The sequence below is a fragment of the Elusimicrobiota bacterium genome, assembly GCA_041658405.1.
Taxonomy (GTDB): domain Bacteria; phylum Elusimicrobiota; class UBA5214; order JBBAAG01; family JBBAAG01; genus JBBAAG01.
The window spans coordinates 1-12842 of record JBBAAG010000082.1 but is presented as its reverse complement, the minus strand read 5'-3'; the positions used below and the strand labels follow the sequence as shown (position 1 = coordinate 12842).

Sequence of the window (12842 nt, the reverse complement as noted above, 5' to 3'; positions counted from 1 at the left end):
CGTTTCCCGGGGAGACATCACCATTTCAGTTGATAAACTCGGCAGCTGGAACTCAAAATACCGTTCTTTCCCGATATACTTTTCATCGATCTCAACCAACGCATCTGCCAGTGTCCTAGCGTCCTTCATTGACGACCCGGTCCCCAGGATTGCGATAAGATTAAAAATATCAGCGCAATCCACCTGTACGCGGTAATTATGATTAAGGATTTCACTTATCTCATGCCCATCCAGGCCGGTACGGGTAACATTGATTGTAACTTTTGACGGGTCAAGTTCGTACCCCAAGCGTTCAATATCATTCTCATCAAAACACATTATACGTTTACAATTCTTCAATCTTTTACGTATAAACCTTGAGATTGAAATCATCTTATCCACTAACCGTTCACCGTTCTCCCACATCTGCCTCCGTGCAAGATCGATTGAGGAAAGAATAAAATAATTCGGGCTGGTAGTCTGGAGTAGCGACACTACGCGTTTAACATGGTTTAAGTCTACGAGGTCAGAATTAAAATGCAAAACCGACCCCTGGCTTAACGCCGATAAGATCTTATGTGTGCTCTGTACACACATATCCGCCCCGGCCTCTACTGCCGACATCGGGAGGTCAGGATGAAACTTAAGATGCGGCCCATGCGCTTCATCCACTAACAAAATCTTACCGTACCGATGAGCGATATCCGCTATTTTTTCAAGATCCGTAACTACACCGTTATAAGTCGGGCTGGTAACATACACTGCCCGTGCTTCAGGATACTGTTTTATAGCTAACTCCACCTGTTCCGGAGTAAGGTCGAAGATAATATCAAGTTTTTGATCAATTTTTGGTTGTACCCATATCGGCCATATTCCTGAAAGAATAACTCCACCGAGTACAGATTTATGGCAGTTGCGCGACATAATAACAGAATCCCCGGGCTTACACGCTGACATCAACATCGCCTGGTTGCCCATAGAAGAACCGTTTAACATGAAGAACGTATGCTTTACCCCGCAGAGGTCAGCATAAAGTTTCTGTGCCTGTTTAATACAAGTAATAGGGTCGTGTAATGAATCAACTTCCGGAAACGTGGTTACATCGAGATAATAAACATTCCTTCCGGTAAACTGCCGTAACCGTTTATCAATACCATCCCCGTTCTTATGCCCTGGTGTATGGAATGACACCACCTGGCGTTTAGCATGTTTTAACAACGCATCAAACAAAGGCGCTTTTTTTTGCTGGCTCGCTTTTGGGTACGACATTATTACTTAAAAAATTCCTTCCATTAAAATAGCGTCCCGAACTTAATATTAATTACGGATATACAGTATTAATACGTTTTAGAACCGCAAATCCAGTGTTACAATATGACTATTCCCTTCATTCAGCGGATCAGAAACATATGCGTAGGTAAGCCCCACTAAATTCATTATCCTTACTGTAAAACCAGCGCAAGGATTATTATTTTCTAATCCTGCACGGAAACCAAATACTTCGCTCATATACTCTAACCCTACGTTATAACCGATATTTTTGTAATCCGAATATTTATTAATTCCAGCAGCAACGTTTACTGAATCAAACAGTTTATAAGAAGCGCATAGCGCGAGGTTCATCCCAACACTATCCACAGCATTTGACGCGGTATTCCAAGAAATACTACTCGCGATGTCCTGCATCATTAACCCGACAGCTAAGTTTTTTATTGGCTGAACCACTGCCCCGAAATCAACCCCGAACCCGATCCCGCTGTTACCCTGTACCTGGCTGGCAAGAATTTTAACATTAGCTCCTACCCCGACAATATCTCCAACCTTTCTAGCATAAGAAAGAAAAAACGCGTTATTCGAAACTACAACATCACCGTTCTCAACCCCAGCACTGGTATACCCTTTAATCCCGGAAACACCGGAATTAATTAACCCCACCGCAAACGTACCGATGGACATAGGATGAGTATAACTCAGGAAGTTTAACCCGCGGTCGGATGAAAGAGCAGAGTATGATACGTTAACCTCTTTTTTCTCAATAAACGCATTCCCGCCGGGATTCCAGTAGATAGCGCTGCCATCATCCGCAATCGAACGAAACGCACCACCCATCCCTAACGCCCTTGCACCGATCCCTGTGCGCAGATAGGCCGCTGCGTATGAAGAATCCAATACCGCCATAACTTCACAGGGTGTCAAGATAACAGTACCAAGCACTGCCAGGCTTAACGCGCATACTGTAAGCTTTCTAATAACCATTTTAGTTGTTACCTCCATGTATATTTTCATTTTTTATTACCTTAACACCGCAAGCTTCAACGTTTTAACTACAGTCTTAGCCCCATCCGTTGCTTCAATCTTCATAAAATACGCATCGTTTGCAAGATACTTTCCTGTAATATCACTTGTCCCGCCCCAGCTGAAAGTCGCTCCTGAGTTTGCATATACTGTTTCGTTTTTCATTATAGTAGAAACAAGCTTACCCGCGAAATCATAAACTTTTACAGTAACTTTCGCGTCATTAGTAAGTACCATTTTTACCGTTGTATTTTCCTTAGAAGGATTGAACGGGTTAGGATAATTATATACACTGAGAATATCCAGCTGATTTGTCACGGTGAACGTAATCTTCTGTGAAGAAGACCGTGCCTGCTGGTTAAACGCTATAACTTCCAGCGTATGCGTCCCCGGTGAAAGCTTCAACGCTGCCCTCGCAAGAAACCGCGTTCCGGTTTCGCTTAGCAACGTAAACGGCGCTTCAGGTGTAAACCCCTGTATCATTGGTGTTTCATCAATTAATCCGTTACCGTCATTATCAATCCCATCAGATGCCGATCTCGCAATCAATACTGCTGTGATATCCGTACCATCAACGATAATCCTGAATGACGATATCCCGCTTAGAGGATCTACAGCCATAACATTGATTACAGGATCTTCATCAGAATACCCGTTACTAACCGGTGAGATAAACGTAATTTCGGGTACCGCCTTGATTGCCATTAACGCAAACTTAGACAAATGCGTGGAATTGAAAGAAACACTGTTTGTATACTTATTTGTCTTCACAGTATTAATCCCCGTAGCGGACCACTTATTACTTACTTCATCCCAGAAAACAATCCCGAGATCCTCTTCTGACACACCCTGCGGGATATCAGCGTCCGAGTAATTAATTGTACATTGGAACTGAGTCCCTGTATTAGTTACAGGCTGATTATTATCCGTAACAAACGCAGAGTACGTACGCCCCTGTATCGGTGTAAGCATCGCTGCCTGAGCAGTAGGAACCGGGTTAGTCACCGCAGGCCCCGCGACAATCGTTACATTTCTCGGCATTGACGCATTCACCGTAATCGTAAACGTATTATCAATCAGTGTCACCGTTGGTGAGTTAGAATTATTTACAGACACGCCGATTGACGCGTTTTCGCCAATAGCCTCACCGCTTTGCGTTATACCGAACACCGCTATCCGTACGTTAGCCGCAAATCCTGCGGTAGCGGATATACTATCAAGCTCCAATGTTCCGGTAAACACATTATTCCCCGCATCTGTTAAAGTAACAGCCTTAGACTGCGAATTAGCATTGTCTTTAAACAAGAAACTCGCTGTCGGCGCTGCTGCTAGAGCAACCGTAGTTTTAACTTCAAGATCAATCTTGCATCCACCTGAATTTGTTGAAGTAATACTCTTTACCCCAACTGTCATAACCTGCGACTTCTTAGTGGTATACACTCTTGATCCGGTCGCTGAAGTCTCAGCAAGGATTGAGCTAACAGGTGCACTTGCCGGATTGCTGTTATTAAACATATCAGTCGCTATCGCGCGGATATCATACAATCCATTCGGCAAAATTGCTAAACTCAACCCCGAAGACCATATTGAACCAACAAGCCCTGTCCATGTCCCATCCGCAACAGAATCAATCCACAGTGTTACCCACGGATTAGTTGACCCATTAAGCTTATACTGGAATGCAACTGATTTTATATTAGCATCCCCGCATTCAGCCTGTATAGCACCTGTATAATAAGAAAGTACCGCTACCGGGCTAATTGTATCATTCAAACTTAACACCGCAACAGGCGCATGCGCGGCATCAGTATTCCTATTTCCTGCACGGTCATATACCACAGCGCGTACTTCCATACTTGAAGCCTGAGTTGTGTTTGGCGATGTTACAACTATTGCCACTTCAGGTGCACTGAAGGTGTTGGGAGTAAGCGACGAATTCACCAACCGTACTAACCGGGTTGCTGTTATATCAACAGGCGTCCATGTATTTGTTGACGGTTCCTTATACTGGAAGAACATCCTAACGACATCACTGTCATTAGTCTTTCCCGTTAAAGAATACGTCTGTGAACAATCAATGGTCCCCGTAGGCGCTATAAACTGGCTGACGGACGGTTCAACCGCGTCATACAGAACAGTAACAACTGCCGGGTTAACCTCAACATTATTTTCATTATCAATAACTACTGTACGCAGGTAATATGTCCCTTCCACTAAGCCAAGCGCAAGCGGGTTCCAGTTCGCAGTAACTGTAGCCGCAGAAGCTATCTCATTAAATGTAACCCACGGCCCTGTTCCTGATGTTGAATACTGAAACTTAACCGTCCCGCCATCGACGTTAGTTACTGCAGAGACCACCTGTGCACCGAAACGCCCGACGTACATCAAAGTTCCTGAGGTATAATAATCAATACCATCTTCCCCAAGTAATCCATCAGCATCTGTATCCCCTGCTGTAGTATTTTCATTCAGCTTACCATCCCCGTCGTTATCGATATTAACCTGTGTGATTATAGACGCTGAAGGCGCGTTGTCGTAATACATAACCGATATTGAAGTATTCGTAACATTCCCTGCTTTATCTGTTAGGTACGCAGTGAATGAACCGGATATATTATCTGTATTACTTGGCACGAATTTCGCGGTATACATATACGGACTTTCAGCAGTACCGTTACCGGACGCAATTATCATATGCCCGTTCTTCCCATTATCATAACTAGGCGAACAAATCCCTGTGAGCCCGCTGGTTGCCGTGACAGACGCAATAGCAATATCATTATCAAGAGTTGTCATCTTAAGCGTATACTCTATGTTAGGATACATTATTGTAGTCACTGAAGAAGCTTCAACCCAGAAGGAAACAAATTTTGGCGCTGTAGCGTCAATAGTAATTGTGATAACGGTTGATGTTGAGAACGTAATATTCCTGGTTTTATCAATAGCTGAAACTTTTAACAGATAATTTGTATCCGTATAAAGATCAGGGACTGACCATGCTGTGGTCCACCCGGCTGACCCATTAGTATCCTGCCCGATATTCTTCCAGGTTACACCATTATCATCTGAATAATGGAAGAACACGCTCATGATATCAGAATCATAAACTGTTGCGAATAAGTTATACGTACTACTATCTTTTATCCGTTGACCTGCAACTGGTGCGGTTAATACCGGCGCAACCGGCGCGGTGTTATCATACGTAAACGAGAATACGTTAGTAGCTGCAGGATCAGTATTACCTTTGGAATCAGCAGCAATCACGCGGACATCGTAGGTAACATTATTCTCTAACCCCGCGATGTTCCATATATAACTATAATCCTTAATATACAACCTGGATGTTGTAGCTCCGCCTGACGTAAATTCTTTAACATCCCGCACATTATACTGTTTACCATTATTATCAGTCACCTGGAAATAATAATCATACGTATTCGGGGGTAATGCCAATACAGTCTTCCATACGCCATCAGATCCGCGGGTAAGGAATGTATCATACGTATTCGCCACTGTTGTGCACACAAACTTTACCGCAGCCACGCTGTTTATTGCCAATGAATCATTAATGTTCATGTACAACAAATCATTTTCATTAAAACTTAACTCAACATAACGTTTATCAGTCCCCAGCGTATTCGTATCTTTATACAAATCTGTCCATGCAGTTGCAGGATCACTGTTTTTCTTGTACTGGAATGTACAGGAGACAATATCGATATTCCCCGTAGTTGTATTCGGTGATGCGTTCAGTAATAAAGTTTTCCCTGAAGCTCTGCTTGAGATAAACCAGCTGTATACTGAGAATGTATGCATAGTAGATACTGGTGCAAGTGCCGGTTTTATTAAGACTTTAACATACGCCTGATGCGAATTATCCAGCGGAATATTTGAATTCCCAAGAGTATCATACGCTTTCACGCGGATATCATAATTCAGATTATTCCCAAGAGATGAAGTGTTAATATACGCTTCCCACATAGGATTCCCGCTGATTGTTTTATACGACTTAACCACATTAAACAACGCGGAAGACCACACTGTATCTGTTGATAGTTTTAGTTCAAACACTACATTTGACGTATCCGGCGATGCCGTTGCACGGATAACGTTGTAATACCCGGTAGTAAACGCTAATGGATTAGAGTACAGTACTGGTATTGATTTAACATTTGTATTACCCGTTCCGGATTGAGTATATAACCAAGTAGTCCCTGAACCAAGCGAATAATTCAATAATGTTTCAATCTGATAAATCGCAACTTCCGGCGCGGTTTTATCAGTAATAACCAAGGGTAACGCCGTACTCTGGTCAGTATTGGCGTTAGGCGGGAAATAACACGAATTCCCGGCTTTATCTTTCGCCATGAAATAATAATAATATGTTTTCGGCGCATTCAAAGTGTTGATAGTAATCGTAAACCTGCTGGTGGTACCATCAACGAGCGACATATACCCGCCTTCAGAAGAATTGTATATAGTAAGCTGCACGATATCCATTGTGCTTAAAGATATACCGAACCTGTCATAAAGATCAATCGCGAAAGTTAACCGCGAAGTTGTATCCCCTGTACTTGGAGCAGTTACTGTGGAAATAACCGGCGGTGTGGTATCATAAATAAACTTACGTGTAAATGTAGAACCAACATTCCCTGCTTTATCCACAGGAGTGCAGGTATACTGTATCTCACCGTCGTCAATACCGTTTGACAACAACGTTTTCATTGGCTGGATTTCAAATATTGTATAACTTGTTTTCGCAACGGTGACAAATGTACTAAAACTTTCCGTTGTTCCTTTAGTAATATAATTAAGCTTAATAGAAGACGCTGTGGTAGTAGTATCAATCCCAACCAACCCATAAGGATCATCAACGCGGAACTTAATCTTTTGCCCGCTGGAAACAAACGACGCCTTTACGCATTCATTGTTTACAGGACTAAAATCAACACTAGTTGAAGGAACTGACGTCTCGTCATTTGGATTTTTACCGGAATACATTTCCTGGTAATCAGAATAACTGTCATTATCAGTATCAAGTACAACCGGTTTTACTGTATCAACCGTAAAACCCCAGGATAACTGCGCAGTCTTACCAGCATTATCAATTACCCAAACTTTAGCTGTATAAGAACCTTCCACCAACGGCTGTGCCGGCACATACGAAATCGTGGTAGTTGAACCATCAACGGCATTAGTGCTGAAAGTAACAACCTGATCATTTAAAGTAAGCGTAACTGTTGAAAAATTAATCCCGGACATCACTACTCCGCCAAGTGAATCATCAAAACTTACAGTGATTGTAGGAGTGGTAGAGGTAGTAGAATTTTTTGGCCCTTCGTTATAAATATTTGGCACTATACTATCATACTTAAATTCTCTACCCGTAACGAACTGCCCTATATTCCCGGCTTTATCCGCTGCAACAACACCCCAGTAATAAACTGTAGTTGTTGAAGACACCGGGAATCCGTTAGTCCAATTTACCGACGACATCCAGTTAAAACTCAGGACATTACCGACATTACGGAATCCATCACCAGCCGCATTATCACCTAGGTTTGAGTCAGTAGAAAAAATCAAGTAATACGTTGAAAAATTACTATCCGTTGACGGCTGCCAGCTTAACACCGGCGCGTTATCGCCAATCCACGTATTTGCCGCAGGTGAGTTCAGTGTTATAACATCCGGCCTCCCGCGGTCAATAATACAATAAAACGTTTCGTCCCATGCAGACTCATTACCTGCAGCATCACGTACTTTGATACGGACAGGCAACTGTGTTGTCGGCGCGTTTACGGTAGTAGTAGTGATTGTATACTGCAACTTAAAAACCCCTGAACCCTGATCAGTCACTGCTAAAGTATTAGACACTTTCCCGTCAATCGCAGAAGTGTCAAGCGTGAACAAATCAGTTAAATTATATAACCCGCTGTCAGACAATGCAGCTGCGGTTTCAGTAGCGCCAAGAGAAATGTTTAATGACAATTTAGTACGCGCACCGGCATTAGTAGGAAGAACATCTGAGGTAGTATAAATATTAAAACTATCGTTGTTTAATACCGTTGGTGTAGTCCCTGTAGTCGGTGACGGCGTATTCACAGGCTGTATTACCGGCCCGCTTGTATCCGCAGTTATAATTGTTCCATTTGCCCCTGATGTTGGCTGCAACACTAACACTGTAGAAGACACCGCGTTTTCCTTAACTACAACTTCTACTTCACCGGCATCATCTATCTGCGCACGGAACCTATCGCCGTTACTGATAGTACTTGTTGTTTTTATACAGACATAATACGTGTAATGCCGGTTTGCCTGGTCAATTGCCAAAGCTGATGAAGGCGTAAGTTTCACCTGCCACGGGCCGTTACCAGACCAGCTTGTAGGATATATACTTGTAGCGACCAGTGTTTCAGAACTATACCCTGACCATGTATTTGTAGAAGTAAGATATGCGGGATTAGCATTATCCGCTACCAAAACCAATCCACCTGAATTCAATGCAAACAAATCATTTGCAGGATTAAACGACTGTGTATTACTGATAGTTACTGTAACGCATTCAATTGTCCATGATTCACCGCTATTATAAGCATTACTGCTGATATTGATCCTGAACAACGGAGTGTAGTCACTAACCGCCTTAATTTTTGATGGTAACGCAACAGTATTATAAGTCCCTGAAGTTATGCCTACCATATTAGTAACTGTAACTTCAAACGCTGACACATTCACTACTGACATCATACAAACCAGCGTTACTACAACCACCCCTGCGAACCTCAAATTTTTCAACATACACTTCCCCCTTAAAATAAAAATATATTATTAATAGTATACACAATTGATAAAAAGCATGTTATGTATTTTACACAATACAAGAAAATGTTGTCAATAATAAATTATCTAACTTCTTTAAGAGCTTCCAGTACTTCATAAGGAATCTTTAAATTCCCGATCACCGGCCCGTGATGATCAATCCCGCCGTGACAATCAGACCCGCCGGTAGGGGTTAACCCAAACTTTTTTACGAGGTCAAGAAAATACATAATCATTCTTTTAGTATGCTTAGTATGCCACACTTCTATACCTTTTAACCCGTATCCCACAAACTCGGCAATACTTTCATTATCAGATGCACCATACTGCGGATGAGCAAGGACAGGTATACCTTTTGAATTAAGGATTAACTCAATCGCTTCCCGGGGTGACAGCATATCCTTTGGGACATACCCCGGCTTATCCGGTGCTAAATACCTCGCAAACGCTTCCCCTACATTATGAACCACACCTTTTTCTATCAATGCCCGCGCGATATGCAACCTACCTACGGAATTCATATTACCCGCATTTTTAATAACATCCTCAAAACTTATCATAATACTCAATCCATTAAGTTTCGATACTATACTTTTAGCGCGTTCATACCGTACCTGCCTGAACCGTTCAAGTGTAGCAACAAATTTTTCGTCTTTCCAGTCAACAAAATAACCAAGTATATGCACTTCCTTTTCCGGGGATTTAAGATAATTCGCTGAGATTTCCACTCCCGGAATAACTTCAACTCCAAGATTTACCCCGGCACTTAAAGCTTCTTCAACACCTCTTACTGTATCATGATCAGTAACAGCGAATCCCGTAAGCCCGCGTTCTTTCGCAAGCCCCACAACCTTACCGGGTGCAAATATTCCGTCGGAATAGTTCGTATGCACATGTAAATCAACAAACCTGTTTCGTTCTTCCATCCACCACCGCTATTCTATCACCGGTACAGCTGCTAATAACCCAGCGGTGTAACTGTCCTTAGGGTTTTTAATAACTTCACCAGTAACGCCGCACTCCACAACTTTCCCTTTCCGCATAACCATAACCGTATTTGAAAAAAAATCTACAACCGCGATATCGTGTGAGATCAGTATATATGTTAACCCATACTCATCCTTTAAATCCAGTAACAGGTTAAGTATCTGTGCCTGTACTGAAATATCCAGCGCTGAGACAGGTTCATCCGCAATAACAATTTTTGGCTGCATTGCGACTGCCCGCGCGATACCCACGCGCTGACGCTGTCCCCCGCTGAACTGGTGAGGATAATTATCGATAACATTATTCCCGAGCCCCACCAAATCAAGCAACCTCTGCACTTCTTTTCTTATATAATCACTCCCTGCTGTCTTATTATCATGCTTACACCTCTGGCGTACAGCCTCACCAATGATCACGCCAACCGATAATTTCGGGTTTAACGACGCAAACGGATCCTGAAAAATCATTTGTACTTCAGATGGATGAACATTACCGTTGATAGCGGTGTTACCATTCAATTTCACTTCACCGGTATCGTGTGTAATTAACCCGGCAACTATTTTACCAAGAGTGGTCTTCCCGCTACCTGACTCCCCGACAATACCCAGTACCTCACCCTGTTCTAGCGTTAATGACACATTATCTACAGCTTTTACGGTACCAATTTTTTTACGGAAAAGTTTTGATTCCACAACAAATTGTTTACTAACATTCATCAGTTCAAGCAACACTTCAAATTACCCCAACATTTTTATGTTTATTCTTTTCGTTCTTATCAAATAAAAAACACCGGGTATTGTGTCTAGACCCGCAGTCATACAACCCAGGTTTTACCTGTGAACAAATACCCATCCTGCGTTCACACCGCGGATGAAACGCGCATCCCGACGGTAATTCTGAGGGATCAGGTATTTGCCCGGGGATTGAATACAACCTCTTTTTTTTGTTGCCAATAATTGGCACTGCGCTCACCAACCCTATGGTGTACGGATGCATTGGCGAATGAATAACCTCATCTGCTGTACCATACTCCACAACTTCACCGGCATACATCACAGCGATAGTATCCGCATTATTATACACAATCCCAAGATTATGAGTGATCAGTATCAACGCTAACCCAAGTTCGTGTTTCAGGTTGAACATTAATTCAAGGATTTCTTTCTGTATAGTAACATCCAGCGCTGTCGTAGGCTCATCCGCAATAATCAACTTCGGTTTAGTACATACCGCCATTGCGATGACCACCCTCTGCCGCATCCCGCCGCTTAACTGATGAGGATATGAGCCATGCACGCGTACAGGATCCGTAATTTTTACAGTTTCAAGTATAGAACACACCCTAACCTTTTTTTCGTTCTCACTGGACTCCTTAAACCCCTGTTCATGTATTTCCAGGCATTCAGATATTTGTTCACCCACTGTGAATACAGGATTTAATGACGTGAACGGATCCTGGAATATCATACTAACCTTCCCTCCGCGTACTGCGCGTAGTGATGTATCGTCAAGCAATAACAAGTCTTCGTTGTTAAACAACACTTTCCCCGCAGATATTTTCCCTTCAGTATCAGATATAAGATTAAGGATACTCAACGCGACCGTACTTTTCCCGCAGCCCGACTCCCCGACTACCGCAAGGGTTTCACATTCATTCAGCTCGAATGTAACATCCCGCACTGCAGGGATAACAGTATCCCTGCGGTAATATTCTACCGACAAATTCTTTACTGTTAATACAACCCGGTTTTTCTGTGTTTCCATAAACATTATTTACTACATCCTCGGATCAAACACGTCACGTAATCCTTCACCTAGAAGGTTATAAGCAAGTACGGTGATTAATATTGCTAATCCCGGGAATACGGATAACCACCACGCAATATGAATAAAATCTTTCCCGGAGATCAACATATTACCCCAGGACGGTGTTGGCGGCTGTACGCCTAATCCCAGGAATGACAACCCTGATTCCGTGAGAATAGCTCCTCCAACACCAAGTGTAGCACTGACAATAATCGGTGCTAAAACATTAGGAAGTATATGCACAAACAAAACCCTTCCTACGGGCACCCCTATCATCCTCGCAGCATCGATATACTCTCGCTGCCGTATTGATAAAGTTTCACCTCTTACAATCCGGCATAACCCCGGCCATGAGGTTAACCCGATGACTGCCATAATGTTGTAAATACTGGGCTCCAAAAACGCTATCACCATGAGTATCAAAAAAAATGTCGGGAAGCACAGCATAATATCAACGAGGCGCATGATAACAATATCCACCCACCCGCCAAAAAAACCGGATACCAACCCCAGTGTTCCCCCGATAAGCACAGCAATCGCAACTGCCACGATCCCGACGGTAATGGATATCCTTGTACCGTACAATATCCTTGTAAGCACATCCCTTCCGAGCTCGTCAGTCCCGAGTACATGTTTTAATGACGGCCCTTGAAGACGGTCAACAACATTTTGACCATTAGGTTTATACGGTGCAACTACCGGCGCGAATACTGAAAGTATGATAAGCAAAACTATTATCACCCCTCCGGCAACCGCTAACTTATTATTAACAAACCTTTCGATGTACAACTTAAACATAAAACATACCCGCTTATTTATACCTAATCCTTGGATCCACATACGCGTAAGTTATATCAGCAATAAAATTCCCGATTAACGTCAATAACGCCGCGATTGTTCCGACACCCATAATAACAGTATAATCCCTTGCCATGATAGCTTCATACCCCAACCTT

General features: G+C 42.8%; 8 protein-coding genes. All 8 read right to left on the bottom strand.

Annotated features, from left to right (window positions below):
• The coding region (locus WC955_11440; protein ID MFA5859663.1) for an aminotransferase class I/II-fold pyridoxal phosphate-dependent enzyme at positions 1 to 1248 on the bottom strand (1248 nt) is incomplete at its 3' end.
• A gap of 78 nt (positions 1249 to 1326) precedes the next feature.
• A complete protein-coding gene (locus WC955_11435; protein ID MFA5859662.1) occupies positions 1327 to 2235 on the bottom strand; it encodes a PorV/PorQ family protein in 909 nt (302 codons plus the stop codon).
• A 36-nt stretch (positions 2236 to 2271) separates the two neighbouring features.
• Positions 2272 to 9072 (bottom strand): Ig-like domain repeat protein, encoded by a 6801-nt coding sequence (locus WC955_11430; GenBank protein MFA5859661.1) that lies wholly within the window; start codon positions 9070 to 9072, stop codon positions 2272 to 2274.
• Between the two features lie 104 nt (positions 9073 to 9176).
• Positions 9177 to 10019, bottom strand: a complete 843-nt coding sequence (locus WC955_11425; GenBank protein ID MFA5859660.1) for a PHP domain-containing protein — start codon at positions 10017 to 10019, stop codon at positions 9177 to 9179.
• A 9-nt stretch (positions 10020 to 10028) separates the two neighbouring features.
• Entirely contained in the window at positions 10029 to 10808 is a 780-nt protein-coding gene (locus WC955_11420) for an ATP-binding cassette domain-containing protein (protein ID MFA5859659.1), read from the bottom strand.
• Between the two features lie 4 nt (positions 10809 to 10812).
• The gene (locus WC955_11415) at positions 10813 to 11850 is read right to left on the bottom strand and encodes an ABC transporter ATP-binding protein (GenBank protein MFA5859658.1); all 1038 of its coding nucleotides are present in this window, start codon (positions 11848 to 11850) and stop codon (positions 10813 to 10815) included.
• 6 nt (positions 11851 to 11856) lie between these two features.
• The gene (opp4C, locus tag WC955_11410; protein MFA5859657.1) at positions 11857 to 12684 is read right to left on the bottom strand and encodes an oligopeptide ABC transporter permease; all 828 of its coding nucleotides are present in this window, start codon (positions 12682 to 12684) and stop codon (positions 11857 to 11859) included.
• Between the two features lie 13 nt (positions 12685 to 12697).
• On the bottom strand, positions 12698 to 12820 hold the full coding sequence (locus WC955_11405; protein ID MFA5859656.1) for a hypothetical protein: 123 nt from the start codon (positions 12818 to 12820) through the stop codon (positions 12698 to 12700).
• Positions 12821 to 12842: the final 22 nt, after the last annotated feature.